This is a genomic window from Streptomyces sp. NPDC058469 (assembly GCF_042721125.1).
Taxonomy (GTDB): Bacteria; Actinomycetota; Actinomycetes; order Streptomycetales; family Streptomycetaceae; genus Streptomyces.
Genome location: NZ_JBHXME010000129.1, coordinates 13,734 through 32,872, shown reverse-complemented (window position 1 = coordinate 32,872; position 19,139 = coordinate 13,734). Strand labels below are relative to the sequence as shown.

At 68.7% G+C, this 19,139-nt stretch carries 21 protein-coding genes; 14 read left to right on the top strand and 7 right to left on the bottom strand.

All coding sequences use genetic code 11. From position 1 onward, the window contains the following. Window positions 1-68 precede the first annotated feature (68 nt). Window positions 69-605: an HNH endonuclease gene (locus ACFWP5_RS38580; RefSeq protein WP_020116449.1), complete on the bottom strand. Its 537-nt coding sequence runs from the start codon at window positions 603-605 to the stop codon at window positions 69-71. A gap of 345 nt (window positions 606-950) precedes the next feature. Between ACFWP5_RS38580 and ACFWP5_RS38575 the strand changes: the two genes are divergently transcribed. Then, on the top strand, window positions 951-2,045 hold the full coding sequence (locus ACFWP5_RS38575; protein WP_384167825.1) for a mechanosensitive ion channel family protein: 1,095 nt from the start codon (window positions 951-953) through the stop codon (window positions 2,043-2,045). A gap of 191 nt (window positions 2,046-2,236) precedes the next feature. Next, the gene (locus ACFWP5_RS38570; protein ID WP_384167819.1) at window positions 2,237-2,857 is read left to right on the top strand and encodes a Uma2 family endonuclease; all 621 of its coding nucleotides are present in this window, start codon (window positions 2,237-2,239) and stop codon (window positions 2,855-2,857) included. A 21-nt stretch (window positions 2,858-2,878) separates the two neighbouring features. On the opposite strand, the gene ACFWP5_RS38565 is transcribed toward ACFWP5_RS38570, so the two are convergent. The 4 genes from ACFWP5_RS38565 to ACFWP5_RS38550 all read right to left on the bottom strand — a co-directional run bounded on the left by ACFWP5_RS38565 (window position 2,879) and on the right by ACFWP5_RS38550 (window position 4,356). Next, complete coding sequence (locus tag ACFWP5_RS38565) at window positions 2,879-3,190, bottom strand: hypothetical protein (protein ID WP_384167816.1); 312 nt, start codon at window positions 3,188-3,190, stop codon at window positions 2,879-2,881. A gap of 41 nt (window positions 3,191-3,231) precedes the next feature. Beyond that, on the bottom strand, window positions 3,232-3,483 hold the full coding sequence (locus tag ACFWP5_RS38560; protein ID WP_384167813.1) for a hypothetical protein: 252 nt from the start codon (window positions 3,481-3,483) through the stop codon (window positions 3,232-3,234). Then, on the bottom strand, window positions 3,476-3,829 hold the full coding sequence (locus tag ACFWP5_RS38555) for a hypothetical protein (RefSeq protein WP_384167810.1): 354 nt from the start codon (window positions 3,827-3,829) through the stop codon (window positions 3,476-3,478). Before ACFWP5_RS38555 ends, ACFWP5_RS38560 begins: the two co-directional genes overlap by 8 nt. Window positions 3,830-3,891: 62 nt before the next feature. Then, the gene (locus tag ACFWP5_RS38550; protein WP_384167807.1) at window positions 3,892-4,356 is read right to left on the bottom strand and encodes an ATP-binding protein; all 465 of its coding nucleotides are present in this window, start codon (window positions 4,354-4,356) and stop codon (window positions 3,892-3,894) included. Window positions 4,357-4,563: 207 nt separating this feature from the next. Between ACFWP5_RS38550 and ACFWP5_RS38545 the strand changes: the two genes are divergently transcribed. Together ACFWP5_RS38545 and ACFWP5_RS38540 are read left to right on the top strand one after the other, a co-directional pair. Beyond that, the gene (locus ACFWP5_RS38545; protein WP_384167822.1) at window positions 4,564-5,403 is read left to right on the top strand and encodes a helix-turn-helix domain-containing protein; all 840 of its coding nucleotides are present in this window, start codon (window positions 4,564-4,566) and stop codon (window positions 5,401-5,403) included. After that, window positions 5,403-5,576, top strand: coding sequence for a DUF397 domain-containing protein (locus ACFWP5_RS38540; protein ID WP_384167805.1), 174 nt, complete (start codon window positions 5,403-5,405; stop codon window positions 5,574-5,576). Before ACFWP5_RS38545 ends, ACFWP5_RS38540 begins: the two co-directional genes overlap by 1 nt. A 245-nt stretch (window positions 5,577-5,821) precedes the next feature. Here ACFWP5_RS38540 and ACFWP5_RS38535 read toward each other — a convergent pair whose 3' ends face one another. Beyond that, window positions 5,822-6,778, bottom strand: coding sequence for an NAD(P)-dependent alcohol dehydrogenase (locus ACFWP5_RS38535; protein WP_384167803.1), 957 nt, complete (start codon window positions 6,776-6,778; stop codon window positions 5,822-5,824). Between the two features lie 124 nt (window positions 6,779-6,902). On the opposite strand from ACFWP5_RS38535, the gene ACFWP5_RS38530 reads away from it, so the two are divergent. Further along, the gene (locus tag ACFWP5_RS38530) at window positions 6,903-7,508 is read left to right on the top strand and encodes a TetR/AcrR family transcriptional regulator (protein WP_384167801.1); all 606 of its coding nucleotides are present in this window, start codon (window positions 6,903-6,905) and stop codon (window positions 7,506-7,508) included. Here ACFWP5_RS38530 and ACFWP5_RS38525 read toward each other — a convergent pair. Then, window positions 7,498-8,055 (bottom strand): hypothetical protein, encoded by a 558-nt coding sequence (locus ACFWP5_RS38525; protein WP_384167799.1) that lies wholly within the window; start codon window positions 8,053-8,055, stop codon window positions 7,498-7,500. The genes ACFWP5_RS38530 and ACFWP5_RS38525 overlap by 11 nt on opposite strands. Before the next feature lie 353 nt (window positions 8,056-8,408). Here ACFWP5_RS38525 and ACFWP5_RS38520 point away from each other — a divergent pair, with 353 nt between their 5' ends. From ACFWP5_RS38520 to ACFWP5_RS38480, 9 genes are all read left to right on the top strand, one after another. Continuing rightward, window positions 8,409-9,242 carry a hypothetical protein gene (locus ACFWP5_RS38520; protein WP_384167798.1) on the top strand — a complete coding sequence of 278 codons (834 nt, stop codon included), beginning with the start codon at window positions 8,409-8,411 and terminating at the stop codon, window positions 9,240-9,242. Window positions 9,243-9,442: 200 nt separating this feature from the next. Beyond that, entirely contained in the window at window positions 9,443-10,669 is a 1,227-nt protein-coding gene (locus ACFWP5_RS38515; RefSeq protein WP_384167796.1) for an ROK family protein, read from the top strand. A 253-nt stretch (window positions 10,670-10,922) separates the two neighbouring features. Further along, entirely contained in the window at window positions 10,923-12,260 is a 1,338-nt protein-coding gene (locus tag ACFWP5_RS38510) for an ABC transporter substrate-binding protein (RefSeq protein ID WP_384167794.1), read from the top strand. Between the two features lie 7 nt (window positions 12,261-12,267). Further along, window positions 12,268-13,236: a carbohydrate ABC transporter permease gene (locus ACFWP5_RS38505; protein ID WP_384167792.1), complete on the top strand. Its 969-nt coding sequence runs from the start codon at window positions 12,268-12,270 to the stop codon at window positions 13,234-13,236. Window positions 13,237-13,239: 3 nt separating this feature from the next. Continuing rightward, a complete protein-coding gene (locus ACFWP5_RS38500; RefSeq protein WP_384167790.1) occupies window positions 13,240-14,133 on the top strand; it encodes a carbohydrate ABC transporter permease in 894 nt (297 codons plus the stop codon). A 6-nt stretch (window positions 14,134-14,139) separates the two neighbouring features. Continuing rightward, the gene (locus ACFWP5_RS38495) at window positions 14,140-15,405 is read left to right on the top strand and encodes a 6-phospho-beta-glucosidase (RefSeq protein WP_384167788.1); all 1,266 of its coding nucleotides are present in this window, start codon (window positions 14,140-14,142) and stop codon (window positions 15,403-15,405) included. Continuing rightward, a complete protein-coding gene (locus ACFWP5_RS38490) occupies window positions 15,396-16,367 on the top strand; it encodes an N-acetylglucosamine kinase (RefSeq protein WP_384167786.1) in 972 nt (323 codons plus the stop codon). Before ACFWP5_RS38495 ends, ACFWP5_RS38490 begins: the two co-directional genes overlap by 10 nt. A gap of 185 nt (window positions 16,368-16,552) precedes the next feature. After that, on the top strand, window positions 16,553-17,998 hold the full coding sequence (locus tag ACFWP5_RS38485) for a hypothetical protein (protein ID WP_384167783.1): 1,446 nt from the start codon (window positions 16,553-16,555) through the stop codon (window positions 17,996-17,998). Between the two features lie 14 nt (window positions 17,999-18,012). After that, window positions 18,013-19,074, top strand: coding sequence for a glutamate ABC transporter substrate-binding protein (locus ACFWP5_RS38480; protein WP_384167780.1), 1,062 nt, complete (start codon window positions 18,013-18,015; stop codon window positions 19,072-19,074). Window positions 19,075-19,139: the final 65 nt, after the last annotated feature.

Below are 19,139 nucleotides of genomic sequence, written 5' to 3'. Positions count from 1 at the left end.
GCACGGGGGGCTGCCGGGGCGGACGACTCCGTACCGCCGTACATGGGGGTACACAAAAGCCCGGATCGTCAGGCGGAGATGCCGTCGATCCGGGCCATCGCGTCCTCCGCGCCGTATGGCTGCAAGTACGGCAGCCAGCGCGGGTCCCGATGGCCTGTCCCGATGATGCGCCAGGCCAGGCCGGTGGGTGGGGCGGGTTTGTGGCGCAGCCGCCAGCCGATCTCGAAGAGGTGTCGGTCGGCCTTCACGTGGTTGCAGCGGCGGCAGGACGCCACCACGTTGTCCCAGACGTGCTTGCCCCCGCGGCTGCGCGGAATGACATGGTCGACGCTGGTTGCGACGCCACCGCAGTACATGCACCGGCCCCCGTCGCGCGCGAACAGCGCCCGGCGGGTAAGAGGAACGGGCCCCCGATAGGGAACCCGTACGAATCGCTTGAGCCGGACCACGCTGGGTGCGGGGACAGTGACGGTTGCGCTGTGCATAAAGGCGCCGGATTCCTCAAGGGAGACTGCCTTGTTCTCCAGGACGAGGACGAGCGCGCGGCGGAGCGGTACGACGCCGAGTGGCTCGTACGACGCGTTGAGGACCAGGACATGCGGCACGGATGCCTCCTTGTGCGTCGGCGGCGCGTGGCTCGCGCCGGGACGATCTGTAGTCAGTCTCCCCTCATGCCTGGTGGAAGCGCCACCATGTCCCGGTAACGGGCTGGGAGTGTTTTCGACCACATGTGATGCGGGGCCGGGACGGGTGTGGGTTCGTCCCACCTGTTCATTCCCGGCTGAGCACAGCCTCTCCCCTGAACATGGCAACGATCCACACACGATGCCCCGATAGTGTGGTGTGCCTGCCCCTACGGTGACCTATTCGTGACCTAGAACCGCGTGTACGAAGACGTGTACGACCTTGACCGCAGCGCCGGGGGCGGACCGCACCTGGAGGTACCTGCTGTGTCCTTGTCCGCCGTCCTACTGGCCGCCGCCACGCCGTCGCCGTCTCCGTCCCCCTCGGGGACCGCGGTGACCGTGCCCTCGCTCCAGGACGCCCAGGAGAGCGCGACCAACGCCGCGAGCTGGGTGGAGCAGAACTGGTCCACATGGCTGGCGATCAGTCTCAGGGTGCTGCTGATCGTGGTGATCGCGACGGTGCTGAGAATGACGGTGCGGCGGGCGATCACCAAGCTGATAGACCGGATGAACCGAACGGTCGAGTCGGTGGACGGCACGGCGCTCGGCGGTCTCCTGGTCAACGCGGAACGCCGCCGCCAGCGCTCCCAGGCGATCGGCTCGGTCCTCCGCTCGGTGGCGTCCTTCGTGATCCTCGGCACAGCGGCACTGATGGTGCTGGCCACCTTCGAGATCAACCTGGCCCCACTCCTCGCCTCCGCCGGTGTGGCGGGCGTGGCGATCGGCTTCGGCGCCCGCAACCTGGTCACGGACTTCCTCTCCGGCGTCTTCATGATCCTTGAGGACCAGTACGGCGTCGGCGACCAGATCGACGCGGGCGTCGCCTCCGGCGAGGTCATAGAGGTCGGCCTGCGCGTCACCAAACTGCGCGGCGACAACGGCGAGATCTGGTACGTCCGCAACGGCGAGGTCAAGCGCATCGGCAACCTCTCCCAGGGCTGGGCGACGGCCGGCGTCGACGTCACGGTCAAGGCGTCCGAGAACCTGGACCGCGTGAAGGCCACCCTCGACTCGGTCACGGAGCGGATGAGCAAGGAGGAGCCCTGGAACGAGCTCCTCTGGGGCCCGATCGAGGTCCTGGGCCTGGACAGCGTCTTGATCGACTCGATGGTCGTCCGCCTCTCCGCCAAGACCATGCCGGGCAAGTCGGTCAGCGTCGAACGCGAGCTGCGGTGGCGGGTCAAGCGGGCCTTCGACGAGGCGAACATCCGCATCGTCGGCGGCGCGACGGCGGACCCGGTGGACGACACGGCGGACCCGACGGAGGCGGTCGCGGCACCGTCGGTGTACTCGAACTCGGATTCGCCTCAGGTGGCGGCTACTTCGCCTATTGCTCCGCAGCGGCCGGGGGCGCGGTAGTCGTAGGGGGCGTACGGGAGGGGCGTACGGGGTCGGGCATCGGTTCTGACGGGGGCGGAACGGTTCAGCACACTCGTTCGAGTGAACGCGTGCCGAATCCCAGGTCATAGGCCCACCGGACGGCCCATGGTTCTGCCGGGGCACCCAGCACGGGCGTAGCCTGGCATCAGCGTGACGAGGGAGAAGCATCGATGAGCGCCGAACCCATCATGGAGCCGGTCATGACGCAGCAGGACCCCATCGATCTGCTGATCGCGATCGAGGAGGCGTCGACGACGCCGATTCGACCCGAGTACGTCGAGGGGATGGCCATCGTGCCACCGGCACCGAACGACAATCACAACGACGGCGCAGGGGAACTGTTCTTCCAGTTCCGTGTCGCCGGACACCGCCTGGTGGGCATGGGCAACGGCTACCGAGCAGCCCACAAGGACGGCACCACGATGGCCCTGCTCATCCCGGACTTCTACGTCCGCCGCCGTAGGCCGAGCGAGCTCGACGACTCATATCTGAAGGCCCACAGGGGCTGGTACCCCATCGACATGATCGCCTTGGTCGGCGAGGTCACTTCCTCCAACCACGAGACGGACACGGGCCCGAAGCTCCGCACCTACGCCGCAGCCGGAGTCCCGGTCTTCGTCCTGATCAACCGCAACACAAAGACGGCCCACTGCTACACCGCCCCCGTCCTCCCCGGCGACGATCCCAAAGAGGCGTACTACGACGCCGAGTCCAAGGTCGGCCTGGGCAATCCCCTCGTCCTCCCGGCCCCGTACCCCACCTTGGACACGGCACCCTTCCTGGAGAACTGAGCCCGAGACCACGGGCCCGCCTCAGGCCCCGGCGCGCTCCGCCCCCGTAGCGAAGAACCGCCCCACGTAGTCGCCGGCAGGCAACCCGCTCTCCCGCATGAGGGAGAAGACCTCGGCGCCCTCTCCCGGCTCGCCGAACATCCGGTACGCCTCGGCGAAGTCGGCGTACTCGACGCCGTCGAGGTCCGCGCAGTACTCGCGCGCCTCCAACTCCCCACGGCTGATCGCCTCGTCGAGCGAGGACGCCCGCCAGAGGGTCAACCGCTCCTCGTAGACCCCCAGTTCACGGTGCCGGAACACACACCGGACGCCGTACCAGGACTGCTCGCTCACCTGTTGCCCCCGCTCGTCACCGTCGCGCAATCGGTGAACCGCTAGCCGAACCAGCCCACTTGAACCACGACGATCCGCTCTCCACGCACGTCCGTCAGATAGGTGAGCATCAGCAGCCCACGGCTCTCGGTACGTACTCCGGGACCGGGTCCGGTATAGGCGGCGCCCTCCAGAAAGACCATGGACTCGCGTACGGCGATCTCGTTGGCCAGCCGCTCCGTCTCGGCGCGTGCCGCATCCGGGAGTCCGTCCAGCAGGTCGGCCTGGAACGGCTCCCAGCGCCAGTCAGCCACCCGCGACCTCGCGGTGCGCCGCCCGTACGATCTCCCCGGCCTCACGGATGGCACGGTCGCGTACGGCGGGGTCGGCGCTGTTGATCGCCTGCTCGGCGGCGTGCAGTCGGCGTGCGGTCTCCGGGTGGCGTTCGATCTCGACGACCACGCCCCACTCCCGGTAGAACATGCGGATCGGTACGACACTGTCCTCGTCCCCGGCCCGCACGAACGCCTTCTGCACGTCCTCGAAGAACTCCGGGAGGCGGGAGGGAACGACGGTGGCCACGGCCTGCCGAAGTGCCGCGAGCGTGAGGTCGGGACGGGGGATCAGCGGAGTGTCCCCCTCCGCGTACGGCATGGTCATCGGCCGCCCCTTCCGCTCATCGAGCGCCCTTGTGGCACGTGCCCACGCTAACGCCATTCCCGTCACTCCCTCACGCCCACGAGCGGATTGCCCACGGCAGGGTCGGCCCCGAGCACCCACTCCGCGTACACGGTCTTGCCGACGGAACGGGGCTCGCATCCCCAGCGGTGAGCCAGGGCTCCGACCAGCAGTAATCCCCGACCGAACTGATCCGTGTCCCCTACTGAGCACGGGCTCGGCAACCGTTCGCCGCGCGGATCACTGACCTCGACGCGAAGGGCGGTGCCGGTGACTGTGATCCGTACCCGGATCAGCCGGTCCCGCAGGCTGCCGTGCAGCAGGGCGTTGGTCATCAACTCGGATACGACGAGGGCGACATCACCGGCGAGGGCGGGGTGTCCCCACTCGGTGACGAGCCTTGCGGCGCGGCGTCGGGCGAGGGTGACGCTGCGGGCGAGGGGGGTGTAGTCGAGGCGGTCTTCGTGGGGGACGGGGTCGGCGTCGCGGGCAGTGGGGGGTTCGGTCATGGCACACCTCCGTGTGCGGTTGGCTCACCAATGAGCGCCGCAGAGTTAGCTGATGAGCACCGACCGTAGCGATCCAGTTAGCTCAGGCACAAGTCGTTCGGAGACAATTGTCTCCCGCACTCGAAAGTCGTCGACTCATGACGGCGACAGAGCGACACTTGGGCCGTGAACCGATCAGCTGAACTGGGAAACAGGGCGTCAACCGTGCTGGGACGCAAGCTCGGTAGCGAGCTGCTGCGCCTGCGCGACGCCGCCGGAAAAACCCAGCAACAGGCCGCCGAGACCATCAGCGCGACCAACTCGAAGATCGTGAAGATGGAACGGGGTTGGGTACCCATGCGGGACCCCGACATCCGGGTGCTGTGCGAGTTCTACGGGCTGGCGGAGTCGAAATCCGTAGCCCGGCTACTGGAGTTGGCGAAACTCGACCGCGAGCGCCGGAAGGCCAAGGGATGGTGGCAGCACTCGCCGCAGGCAGAGGCCATGGCCGAGTACATCGCGATGGAGGATGTGGCGACCCGCGTGAGGACCTGGCAACAGGCCTTCGTACCCGGCCTGTTGCAGACACCCGAGTACGCGCGAGGGGTGGTCGTCAGCGAGGGCCTGTGGCAGGACCCCGACGAGATCGAGGGTTTCGTCGACGTCCGCATGAGGCGTCAGGCTCGCCTGTCAGCGCCCGAGCCACTCCAGGTCTACGCGGTGATCGGAGAAGGCGCGCTACGGCAGCAGGTCGGCGGCCCCGAGGTGATGCGCGCGCAGTTGCAGAACCTGCTGAAGACGGCTCAACTCCCCAACGTCCGCCTCCAGGTGCTGCCCTTCCGGGCCGGCGGCCACGCATGCATGGCAGGCTCGTTCAACATCATCTCCTTCGCCGAGACCGAGGCGGTGGACGTGGTCCACGTCGACAGCATCGCGGCTACCGTCTGGGTCGAGAACGACGCCGAAAGCTCGACGTACAGTTCGTTCTTCGAACGCACGGCACGACTGAGCCTGGCCCCCAAGGACTCGCTCAGCCTGATCGAGAGCATCAGCGAGGGCATGCAGTGATGAACGACTTCGACTTCGTGAAGTCCAGCTACAGCAGTGGCAGCGGCGAGTGCCTCGAAGTCGCCCAGAACATCCCCGGCACCATAGCCATCCGCGACTCCAAGACCCCCGATGGCCCGATCCTCCGCCTGACCCCCACCACCTGGACGAAGTTCACAACGATGCTGCACTGACCGACGCCGCCTCAGCCGACCCCAGCGCGCCCACTCCACGCCTGAGTCACCTGCGCAGCAGGCCCGTTGCCCTCCCCCAGAGGAGACCCATCCCAAAAAAAGTGTGACACTTTCGCGCCGAGTGTCACACTTTCGCACCCCACCCCTTGGCGCCGAGCGTCCCACTCACCGCCCAACCTCGAAGACCCACCACCTGGCCGAAGTTCACCGCAACACTCAACTCGCCCTGCCACCAGGCAACCCCGCTACGCCCCCCGCACATCGATCACGAACTTCCCCCGCACACCGCCCGCTTCAAGCCTCCGGTGCGCCTCCGCAATGTCGGCCATCGGAAACACCGTGTCGATCACGGGCCGCGCATTCCCCGCCTCGACAGACCGGGCAAGTTCAGCAATCCGGTCGGCCGACGGGTCGTTGCTGAAGAGCTTGATCCGGCGGGGCCGTACCGCGGCCCGCAGCCCCGTGCCGAGCATCGACGTGACGATGCGATCCGGGTCGAAGGCCAGCGCGATCAGGCGTCCCCGCCGAGCGAGCCGGGCCTGGTAGGCGCCAAGGTCAGTACCGACCACGTCGACGATGACATCGAAGCGGCCCAGGTCTTCCGGCCTGGTCGTGCCGTAGTCCAAAGCAACATCGGCACCGAGTTCCGCAACCCAGTCGACATTGCGGGCCCCCGCAAGGGCCGTGACATGCGCACCCAGCGCCTTGCCCAGCTGGACGGCAATGCTGCCCACACCCCCGGCGGCGCCCCGGACCAAAAGCCGCTCACCGGGCGCGAGTTGAGCCTTGTCCGTCAGCGCGGTCAGGGCCGTCGTGCCCGATACCGGAAACGCGGCGGCGTCGAGCAGACTCAGGTTCTTCGGCGCTCGGGCCAGTCGCCGCTCGGGTACGGCGACGTACTCCGCGATGGCCCCGAAGGTGAGGTGCGGCATGAGTCCCCACACCGCTTCCCCGGTCCTCCACGCGCTCACCCCGGCCCCCACTTCCACCACCCGCCCGGCGAAGTCGCCGCCCGTGCGGCGAGGGAGACCCGCGCGAGTCATCCAGCGCATCCTGCCCGCCCGGAAGGCCATCTCCCCCGCGTCCACACTCGCGGCGTGCACCTCGACGAGCACCTCCCCCGGCCCGGGACTCGGCGTGGGCACCTCGTCGACACGCAGCACCTCAGGCGGGCCGTAACGGTCGTACTGCACAGCACGCATGTTCGATCTCCCCTGGTCACGGCTCTCCGGCCATCCCTCTGGACAGGAAGTGGGGTGGCACCCCACTTCCTGTCGGCTACCATAACCGGAGAGCCACCCCATTTATCAAGCGCAGGAGGTCAACGTGGTCGGCGAGGCGGCACGACGGCCCCTACGAGCGGACGCCCGGCGCAACTACGACCTCATCCTCGCCGCCGCCCAGAAGGCGTTCGCGGCACACGGAGCCGGCGCCTCACTGGAGGAGATCGCCCGCCAGGCAGGCGTGGGGTCGGCAACCCTGCACCGGCACTTCCCCTCCCGGGCCTCCCTCCTGCGAGCCGTCTTCCACGACCGCGTCAAGGCGCTCTGCGCGAGGGCCGAGGAGCACACCCTCACGAGCGAACCAGGCACCGCGCTCTTCTCCTGGCTACGGGACTTCAACGCCTACGCGGCGGCCAGCCGCGGCCTCGCCGCCTCACTGCTGCACGACGGCAGGGATGCCGACCTGCTGAAGGAGGACGACGACTGCGTAGCGACGATCACCACCGCGGCCGGTCAACTCCTGCGCGAAGCACAACAGTTGGGTGCGGTACGTCCCAACATCCGCACCCAGGACATGCTCACGCTCATCAGCGCCATCTCGCTCGCGACAGAGGGCCAGGACGACGACACACAGGCAGGTCGACTCCTGGACATCGCGATCGACGGCATGCGCTGCGTGAGCGTCTCACCCTCCACATCTACGGCGTGAGCGCCTCCCCCTCCACACCCGCCAGCCCCAGAACCCCGGCCACTTGGCACACCGCGACGAACGACGACCCCTTCCGCAGCCCCGCGGACATCTCCTCGTCGCGAAGGTCGAGCACGACCGTCCCCGCCCCCTCGTCGAAGGCGATCGAGCCCCACACCGTGCGACTACGGCGGCCCGGGCGCCAGTGGAACCAGATCTCCTCGCTCCCCTTCTCCGCCGTGACCGAGGCGCGATCCGACGCCTTCAACTCCGTGCGCATCCGGTCCGACCAGCCCACCGAGGGCCGTAGCACGCGGAGTTGGCGGGTCTGGCGGTCGGCGAGGGCGTCCGGGGTGAGGGTGATACCCGACCTGCGCGCCCGGCGTCGTAGCGACAGCCATGCCACGGCCGCCCATACGACGCTCGCGGCGGCCCATGTCGCCGCCAGTTCGCCCGCCGCACTCCAGGCGAGGCCGCCCCGGTCCCAGAGTTCGAAGCCGACCCGGATCACCACGGGTACGGCGACCGCACACGCCGCCTCCCGCCAGCACCCCACCAACACCCTCACGCCCCGCACCCCGTTCCCTGGATCCACCGGCCCCGCAAACGCCGCTGATCAAAAGTCAAAAGCCTGTGAGGCGGCTGGCAGGACAGGTCGGCCCACATCACGAATCGGCCTCGGGGGCGGAGCCGTAGCGGCCGAAAAGCGCTCAACAGGGCTCGCAATTCCGGCAGATCAGATGAATCTCCTCCACCCGCTCCCACCTGCGGCTTTACCCATCGTGACGAAGCCGTGATGCGATCACCTTCACAGGCTCAACTCATTTTCGTCGCAGGCTCGCCATGCCTAAGGTCGCCCCACGACGGGCCCTTGTTCTGGAGCGCAACGCCCAGGGGTCCGTTTCGAATGTGGGGACACGAATGAGAAAGTTCGCCATCGGCGCCGCCCTGACCGGTGCCCTGGCCCTGACCGGTCTGGCCGCGCCGCTCGCGCAGGCCGCTACGCCGGACCTGGTCTTCAGCGGGGTGACGGTCAACAAGGGGAAGGTGATCGTCGTCGGTACGACCGCCACGGTGAAGGTGCCCGTGACGTACTCGGTGACGCGGCCCGCCGGTCTGACCGTCGACGACGGGAAGACGTTCATCGGAATCATGCTGTACCGCGGCGGACTCTCCGACTTCGACAACGAGCTCGACAGCGACATGTCGACGACGTGCACGACCACGGCGACGACGGACACCACCGTCACCCAGTCCTGCTCCGACACGATCACGATCGACCCGGAGGACAGCCTGTACGAGACCGCCGACGCGACCACCTGGAACGTCGGCGGCATCTACGCCCACTCCGACGTGGACATCGACGACTCGGACGACAAGATCAGCATGTCGACCGACTTCGCGGCCTGGGGCAACAAGGGCAAGGCCAAGATCCAGCGTGCCGCCAAGCTCACCGTCAACGCCTCCCCCGAGCCGGTGAAGAAGGGCAGGACCATCACGGTCACCGGCGCCCTGACCCGGGCCAACTGGGAGACCGGCAAGTACTCCGGTTACGTGTCCCAGCCGGCCAAGCTCCAGTTCCGCGCCAAGGGGTCGAACACGTACGCCACCGTCAAGACGGTCACCTCCAGCACCGGCGGCGCCCTGAAGACGACGGTGAAGGCGGCCAAGGACGGCTACTTCCGCTACGTCTTCGCGGGCACCGCGACCACCGGCGCGGCCACCGCCGCCGGTGACTACATCGACGTCCGGTAGGACACCGAGCAGGACACCGCGTAACACCCGCACCACCCACCGCCCCCGCAGGTAACGACTCTGTTGCCTCGGGGGTGGTCTCTATTGACGCCCCCTTCGCCCCGGGCTTACGTTCCTCCCACCCAATTGGAAACTTTCCTAACAGTGATCACGTGACACGCTGTGTGGTTCGGGAGTTCGAAAGGCAGGTGGCGTAAGACATGGCAGGAACCTCCGGTACCCCGGGCACCGGCACCCCGGGCACCCCCCGCGTCCTGCGCGCCATGAACGACCGCGCCGCCCTTGACCTCCTCCTGGAGCACGGCCCGCTGTCCCGCACCCGGATCGGCAAGCTCACCGGCCTCTCCAAGCCGACCGCCTCGCAGCTCCTGGCCCGGCTGGAAGCGGCGGGGCTCGTCCTCGCCACGGGCACGAGCGAGGGGCGTCCGGGCCCCAACGCCCAGCTGTACGTGGTCAATCCGAGTGCTGCGTACGCCGCCGGGCTCGACGTCACGCCGGAGCGCATCCGCGCCGCCGTCGCCGACGTCACCGGCCGCACGGTGGGCGAGTTCGAGCTCGCCACCCCGGGTCGGCGGCCCGCCCAGCCCGTCGTGCGGCAGGTGACGGACACCCTCGACGGTGCGGTGAAAGCCGCCGGGCTCGCCCGGGACGACATCCACCGCCTCGTCATCGGCACCCCCGGCGCCTTCGACCCCAACACCGGCCGGCTGCGGTACGCCTCGCACCTGCCGGGCTGGCACTCCCCCGCGCTCCTCGACGAACTCGCCGCCGCGCTGCCGATGCCGGTGGAGTACGAGAACGACGTCAACCTCGTCGCCATCGCGGAGCAGCGGCTCGGCGCGGCCCGCGGGCACGGCGACTTCGTGCTGCTGTGGAACGAGGGCGGTCTCGGCGCCGCCCTGGTCCTCGGCGGCCGGCTGCACCGCGGCTGGACCGGCGGCGCGGGCGAGGTCGGCTTCCTGCCGGTGCCGGGCGCGCCCCTGGTCCGCCAGGTGACGAAGGCCAACAGCGGTGGTTACCAGGCACTGGCCGGCTCGCAGGCCCTGCCCCAACTCGCCCGCGAACTCGGCATCACCGAGATCCCGACGGGTCCCTACGCCGAGGTCGCCGCCGCCCTCGTCGCCTCCGCCGCCGACCACACCAGCGGGCCACAGCGGCGGCTCCTGGAGATCTACGCGACCCACCTCGCGACCGGTCTCGCCTCGCTCGTCTCCGTGCTCGACCCCGAACTCGTCGTCCTCAGCGGTGCCTCGCTGGCCGCCGGCGGCGAACCTCTACGTGCCCTGGTCCAGGCCGAGTTGGAGGAGCTGGCGGCGTCACGGCCCCGGCTCGTCGTCGGCGACGTCCATGAACACCCCGTGCTGCGCGGCGCGTTGGAGAGCGCACTGGCAACCACCCGCGACGAGGTCTTCGACACCTCCCGCTGAGACCACGTCCCGACCGGCCAACTCCGGCTTCCCCGGACCTACTTCGCCCTACCCGGCTCCCTCCGGACCGGCTCCGCCCCTCCCGGCTCCCCCGGACCGACTTCGACCCACCCGCACCGCCCGCCTCACCTCGCCCCACCCGGCCCCTCCGGACCGACACCGACCCACCTCGCTCCACCCGGCTTCCTCAACCGCCTGCCCCACCGGCTTCCCTCAACCACCTCGCCCCGCCCTGCCCTTGGGAGACCTCGCCATGCCCGGAATATCCCGGAAAGCGGTCGTCGCGCTCGCCGCCTCCGCCTCCTTCGCCCTTCTCGCCACCGCCTGTACCGGCCAGTCCTCGTCCGGCGCCTCCGACGACGCGTCGAAGGACGTCACCATCAACTTCTGGCACGCCTGGAGCGCGGCGTCCGAGCTGAGCGCCGTGAAGTCGCTGGTCGCCGGCTTCGAGAAGGCGCACCCCAACATCCATGTGAACGTCGTCGGCAACATGACCGACGACAAGATCAACCAGGCGCTGCGCACCGGCGGCGGCAAGTCGCCCGACGTGATCTCGTCGTTCACCACGAACAACGTCGGCAAGTTCTGTTCGTCGGGCGCCCTGGTCGATCTCAACCCCTTCTTCAAGAAGGACGGCATCGACCCGGAGACGACGTTCCCCAAGGCGATGAACCAGTACACCCAGTTTGACGGAAACCGCTGCACCGCACCCCTGCTGGGCGACGCGTACGGGCTCTACTACAACAAGACGGAGTTCGCGAAGGCCGGCATCACCAGCCCGCCCAAGACGTGGTCCGAATTCGAGGCCGACGCGAAGAAGTTGACGATCTCCAAGGGGGATTCGTACGCGCAGCTCGGGGTCATGCCGGACTACCACGGCTGGGAGACCACGACCGAGCACATCTTCGCGCAGTTCTCACCGACGTACTTCGACAAGAGCGGCAAGTCGGCGCTCGCCACGGACCCGGCGTTCAAGGCCGGTTTCACGCTGCAGAAGAAGCTCGTCGACGAACTCGGCGGATTCAAGAAGCTGGAGAGCTACCGCTCCACGCTCGGTGACGAATGGGGCGACAAGCACCCCTTCCACACCGGTCAGGTCGCGATGCAGCTCGACGGTGAGTGGCGGCTGGGCATGGCCGTGGCGGCGAATCCCAAGCTCGACATCGGCGTCGCCCCGCTGCCCGTCCCGGACGACCAGGTCGCCCAGTACGGCAAGGGCTACATCACCGGCACGATCACCGGAATCGCCGCGAACAGCAAGAAGCAGAACGCCGCTTGGGAGTTCGTCAAGTACATCTCCACGGACACGGACGCGGTGGTCGGCTTCTCCAACGCCATCCACAACGTGCCCTCCACCCTCGCCGCCCTCAAGTCCCCGAAGCTGAAGTACGACCCGCGCTTCAAGACGTTCCTGGACATCGCGTCGAACCAGTACTCGACGACAAGTCCCGCGTCGATCAACGGCGGTGTGTATCTGACGACGATCCAGAACCTCGGATACGACTACGAGAGCGGCAAGGTGAAGGATCTGGACTCGGCCTTGAAGAGCACCGCCAAGCAGATCGACACCGACATCGCGCAGGCGAAGTAGCCCCAGCATGAGCACAGTTACCCTGGCGAAGAAGCGCCGCACGCCCGGCCTCGCCGCGAAGCAGCGGAAACAAGCGCTTCGCACACTCGCCTTCATGTCGCCCTGGCTGATCGGCTTCGCGGTCTTCTTCGCGTATCCGCTGATCTCGACGGTCTATTTCTCGTTCATGCACTACGACGGCTTCAAGCCGCCGACGTGGGTGGGGACGAAGAACTGGACGTACGTCTTCAAGAACTATCCGTACTTCTGGCCCGCGATGCGCAACACCCTGTGGCTGGTCGTGGTGATGGTCAGTCTCCGGGTCGTGTTCGGGCTCGGCGTCGGGCTGTTGATCACGAAGATCAAGACGGCTACGGGTGTCTTCCGGACGCTCTTCTACCTGCCGTATCTCGCCCCGCCGGTGGCCGCGACGATGGCGTTCGCGTTCCTCCTCAACCCCGGTACGGGACCGGTCAATTCGATCCTGGAGAAGGTCGGCATCCCAGCGCCGGGCTGGTTCAACGACCCGACCTGGTCCAAGCCGGCGCTCACCCTGCTCGCCCTCTGGGGCATCGGCGACCTCATGGTCATCTTCATGGCCGCGCTGCTCGACGTACCCAAAGAGCAGTACGAGGCCGCCGAGTTGGACGGCGCGTCGGCCTGGCAGCGGTTCCGGTTCGTCACGCTGCCGAACATCTCGCCGATCGTGATGTTCGCCGTCGTCACCGGCGTCATCCAGACCATGCAGTACTACACACAACCGCTCATCGCCGGGAAGGTCGCGTCCGGCGTCATCCAGGGCGCCGGCACGCAGTTCGAGCCCGGCTACCCGGAGAAGTCCACGCTCACCCTTCCCCAGCTCGTCTACAACCTCGGCTTCCAGCGCTTCGACTACGGCTCGGCCTGCGTGGTGGCACTCGTCCTGTTCGCCCTGTCCATGGTGTTCACCGCGTTCCTGATGCGGCGCCGGGGCGGCCTCAACCTGGCAGGTGACTGACCCATGGCCCAAGTACTGGACAAGCCTGTGGAGTTGCGGGCGCCGGTGACCCCCGCCGAGCGCACCGCCCGCCGCAAGGCGTTCATGGAGTGGATCGCGGTCCACTCGCTCGGCGTCGCCGCGGCCCTCTTCTTCACGCTCCCGTTCGTGTTCGTGTTCCTGACCTCGCTGATGAGCGACAGCCAGGCTCTGAGCCGCGATCTGATCCCGCACACCTGGGAGTGGGGCAACTACAAGAAGGTCTTCGACACCCCGGGCTTCCTCACCTGGTGGAAGAACACGCTGATCTACGCCGGTCTCGGCACCGTCCTGACCGTCGTGTCGTCGATCCCGGTGGCGTACGCGCTCGCCAAGTTCCGCTTCCGGGGCCGGAATCTGTCGCTGATGCTGGTCATCTCGATGATGATGCTGCCGCCGCAGGTCGTCATCATCCCCATGTACCTGTTCTGGTCGAAGCAGTTGGACCTGTCGGGCACGCTGTGGCCGCTGATCATCCCGATGGCGTTCGGGGATGCCTTCTCGATCTTCCTCCTTCGCCAGTTCCTGATGACCATCCCGAACGAGTACCTGGACGCGGCGAAGGTCGACGGCTGCGGCGACTTCAAGACGCTCGTGCGGGTCGTTCTGCCGATGGCCAGGCCCGGTATCGCGGCCGTGGCGCTCTTCCAGTTCTTCTACGCCTGGAACGACTACTTCGGGCCGCAGATCTACGCGTCCGAGAACCCCGGTGCCTGGACGCTGAGTTACGGCCTGGAGTCGTTCAAGGGCGCGCACCACACCGACTGGAACCTCACCATGGCCGCGACCGTACTGGTCATGGCCCCAGTGATCCTCGTGTTCTTCTTCGCCCAGAAGGCGTTCGTCGAGGGCGTCACGCTCACCGGAGTGAAGGGTTAACCCCGTATGAAACTCACCGTGGTCGGCGGAGGCTCGACCTACACACCCGAACTCATCGACGGCTTCGCCCGGTTGAGGGACACCCTGCCCGTCGAGGAACTCGTCCTCGTCGACCCGGCGCCCGAACGCCTGGAACTGGTGGGCGGGTTGGCCCGCCGGATCTTCGCCAGGCAGGGGCACCCCGGCCGGATCGTGACGACGGACGACCTGGACGCCGGTGTGGAGGGCGCCGACGCGGTGCTGCTCCAGCTCCGGGTCGGCGGGCAGGCGGCCCGTGAGCAGGACGAGACCTGGCCGCTGGAGTGCGGCTGCGTCGGCCAGGAGACGACCGGCGCGGGCGGCCTCGCCAAGGCGCTGCGCACCGTACCGGTGGTCCTCGACATCGCGGAACGGGTCCGCCGTACGAACCCGGACGCCTGGATCATCGACTTCACCAACCCGGTGGGGATCGTGACCCGCGCCCTGCTGCAGGCCGGCCACAAGGCGGTCGGGCTGTGCAACGTGGCGATCGGCTTCCAGCGGAAGTTCGCCGGACTCCTCGGGGTCACCCCGGCCGATGTGCATCTCGACCATGTGGGCCTCAACCACCTCACCTGGGAGACCGGTGTGCGGCTCGGCGGCCCCGAGGGCGAGAACGTGCTGCCCAAGCTGCTCGGCGAGCACGGCGACGACATCGCCGCCGACCTGAGCCTGCCCCGGGTGCTGCTCGACCGGCTCGGCGTGGTCCCGTCGTACTACCTGCGCTACTTCTACGCGCACGACGAGGTCGTACGGGAACTGCGGACGAAGCCGTCCCGGGCCTCCCAAGTGGCGGAGATGGAACGCGAGTTGCTGAAGATGTACGCCGACCCGGCTCTCGACAAGAAGCCGGCTCTGCTCGCCAAGCGCGGGGGTGCCTACTACTCCGAGGCCGCCGTCGACCTGGCCGCCTCGCTGCTCGGCGGGGGTGGCAGCCCCTACCAGGTGGTGAACACGTACAACAGGGGCACGCTGCCGTTCCTGCCGGACGACGCGGTGATCGAGGTGCAGGCCGCCGTCGGCGCCAGGGGCGCGACCCCGCTCGCCGTGGCCGAAGTCGACCCCCTGTACGCGGGGTTGATGGCGAACGTGACGGCGTACGAGGACCTGGCTCTGGAGGCCGCGCTGCGCGGTGGCCGGGACCGGGTGTTCCGGGCGCTGCTCTCGCACCCCCTGATCGGCCAGTACGAGTACGCCGAAGCCCTGACCGACCAGCTGATCGCGCACAACCGGGAGCACCTCGCGTGGGCCTGACCGCAAGTGTCCTCGCCATCGACGCGGGCAACAGCAAGACCGACGTCGCGGTCGTGGCGGCCGACGGGGAAGTCCTCGCCACCGCGCGCGGCGGCGGGTTCCGGCCGCCGGTCGTGGGCATCGGGCCGGCCGTGGACAACGTCGCCGAAGCCGTCGCCCGCGCCTTCGCGGAGGCGGGGGTGAGCGCCGTCGACCATGTGTCGGCCTGTCTCGCCAACGCCGACTTCCCCGTGGAGGAGGAGCAGTTGGCCGCCGCGCTGCACGCGCGCGCGTGGGGCACGAGTGTGGAGGTCCGCAACGACACGTTCGCGGTGCTGCGCGCGGGCATCCCCGAGCCGCGCGGTGTCGCCGTGGTGTGCGGGGCCGGCATCAACTGCGCGGGTATGCGCCCCGACGGCCGCACCGCCCGCTTCCCGGCGATCGGCCGTATCTCCGGTGACTGGGGCGGCGGTTGGGGCCTGGCGGAGGAGGCCCTGTGGCACGCGGCCCGCGCCGAGGACGGACGCGGCGGCCCTACGGCCCTGGCGCGCACGCTGCCCGCGTACTTCGGCCTGGATTCGATGTACGCCCTCATCGAGGCGCTGCATCTCGAACACGTCGTGCACGAGCGGCGGCACGAGTTGACACCGGTGCTGTTCGCCACGGCGGCGGACGGCGACCCGGTCGCCCGCTCGATCGTGGACCGGATGGCCGAGGAGGTCGTGGCGATGGCGACGGTCGCGCTGACCCGCCTCGACCTGCTCGACGAGGAGGCGCCGGTACTGCTCGGCGGCAGTGTCCTCGCCGCCCGGCATCCCCAACTGGACGACCGTATAAGGGAGTTGCTGGCCGCCAAGGCGCCCAAGGCGGTGGCGACGGTCGTCACCGCGCGGCCGGTCCTCGGCGCCGTCCTGCTCGGCCTGGACCACGTGGGCGTCCCGGCCGAGGCGCACACGCGGGCCAGGGCCTATTACGAGCACTGACACCCGGGAACCGAACAGATTCCCACGGCGTATTCATGGACAAGGGGGCGGTGCGGGGCGTTGTGTGGTGCCGGAAATCCGGTCACCACGCTGCGATCCGATCAAGATCCAGTGAAGGCCCGTGCGGAATGTCAGTCCTGGCGGCGATACTTGCGGCGACGGGATGACCCTGGGGGAGGTCAGCAGTGACACAACCGCCGAAGAGCAGTACGGCGCCACCGGGCACCGCCGTGCCCACGATGCCGGTGCTGCCGCCGCAGTCGGGCCGGTCGGGGGCGCCCACGCCCCGGCGTGCGCCGGACGCGACACCCGCGCGCCGTACGGCGATCGCCGAGGGCGTCGACCAGTTGCGCGCGGCAGCCACCACCGAGCCGGGCCGGCTGCGGGCCATCGGCGCGCTGCTGGCCGTGCTGGTGATCGCGTTCGGCGCGGTCACCGCCTGGCAGACCGACAGCCGCGCGACGGCGGCCGGCGACGTGCTCCACCACAGCCAGCCGCTCACCTCGGACGCGGCGGACATCTACCGCTCGCTCGCCGACGCCAACACGATGGCGGCCAGCGGTTATCTGGCGGGGCTGCAGGAGACGCAGGCGACCCGCGACCAGTACGAGGCCGACATCAAGACGGCCGCCGCGAAGCTCGTCACCGCCGCCGCCAACACCGACCCGGGCTCGTCGTCCGCGGCCACCATCAGGCAGCTCAACGAACTGCTGCCGGAGTACAAGGGCCTGGTCGAGTCGGCCCGCGCCAACAACCGGCAGGGCTTCCCGGTGGGCGGCGCCTATCTGCGCGCCGCGAACGACACCATGCAGAACAAGATGCTCCCCAAGGCCGAGGCGCTCTACAAGACGGAGAACCAGCGGCTGAGCGACGACTACGGGGACGCGACGCCGTATCCGTGGTTCGCGATCGCCCTCGGGCTCCTCGCGCTCGGCGGCCTGGCCTGGGCCCAGCGGCGCAACTACCAGCGCACGAACCGGGTGCTGAACCACGGCCTGGTCGCCGCCTCGGCCACCACCGCGGTCGTCCTGCTGTGGGTGGTCGTCGGCCACACCGTCGCCCGCGCGGGTCTCGACGCCTCCTACGACCACGGGGTCAAGTCGCTCAACGTGCTGCACGACGCCCGGATCGCCTCCCTGAAGGCGCGCAGCGACGAGAACCTGACGCTGGTCAGCCGCGGCGCGGAGACGAAGACGCTCGCGAACAAGACGGTCGTGGACGCCTACGACTGGGCGTACGACCAGGAGATCGCGAAGCTCGGCAAGGGCCTGAAGCTGGCCGACTCGCTGGCCGACGACACCGCGGGCCGCAAGCCCGTCGCGGTCGCCAACAGCTCCATGAAGGTGTGGATCTCCCGCCACGCGAAGGTCAGCGACGACAACGAGAAGGGCCTCTACCAACAGGCCCGTGACGGTGTCATCGGCAAGAGCGGGGCGACGGGCGAGTGCTTCACCGCCGTGGACGCCTCGCTGAACACGGCTCTGGAGCACGAGACGAAGGAGTTCAGGCAGTCCGCGAGCGACGGCCTGGACGCGATGACCGGCCTCACCGTCGGGGCCGCGGTGCTCGCGGTGCTCGGCGCGGCCGGAGCCGTCCTGGGCATCGGGCGCAGGCTGTCGGAGTACCGGTGAAAGGGGGCGTGACGATGCGGGCACGGAGTGACTTCCTTCGCCGCCTGAGCGCTGTGCGACGCGTGCGGGCCGGCCTGCGGGGCTGGGGCGGGGTGGGCGCGATGGCGGTCGTCTGCGTCCTCGCGGTCGCCTTCGTGCTGCTGCTGCCGCTGACCCAGTCGCGCGGCGAGGCAGGCACGGACCTCGGCGGACAGCGGACGGTCCAGGGCACCCAGGCCAGGGCCCCCGAGTGCGACGAGAACACCGTCCAGAACCTGAGCCCGTCCCCGTCGGACGCCGACGGCACCACGATCGACGCCATCAAGGCCCGCGGTGTGCTGAAGGTGGGCATCGACCAGAACAGCTACCGCTGGGGATACCGCAACCCCAACAGCGCCTCCGGTGACCTGGAGGGCTTCGACATCGACCTGGTCACCGCCATCGCGAAGAACATCTTCGGCGACTCCTACACCGCCAACAGCGTCCAGTTCCTGGCCATCCCGACCAACCAGCGCATCCCGGCGGTCCAGGACAAGCAGGTCGACATGGTGGTTCGCACAATGACGATCACCTGCGACCGGGCCGGTCAAGTGGCCTTCTCCGCCCCGTACTTCCTCACCGGCCAGCAGGTCCTCGCCCCGAAGGCGTCGACGATCACCGGCTACGACAAGTCCCTCGCCGGCCAGCGGGTCTGCTCCGCGTCGGGTTCCACGGCGAACGACCGGCTGACCGACGACAAGGCGAGCGGCAAGCTCCCCGCCAGCGTCACGATCCTGCCCCCCGTCGCCAACCAGCTGGACTGCCTGGTGGAGCTCCAACTCGGCCAGGCGGACGCGGTGGTGACCGACGGCGCGCTCGCCGCGAGCCAGGCCGCGCAGGACCCGACGGTGGAGCTGAAGGGCACCACCTTCACCACCGAGTACTACGGCGTGGCGATGAACAAGGGCGCCACCGATCTGGTACGCCGGGTCAACCGGATACTGGAGACCTACCGCACCAGCCCGGACGGCTGGCGGGCGTCGTACACGAAATGGCTGCTGCCGACCCTGGGTAAGGATTCGGAGTCGGCCAACCCACCCGCACCGCACTACACGTGACGGATCGTCAACCACCGAGCGGCACAACGGACCTTCCACGGAACACAACGCAGCGAGAGGTGATC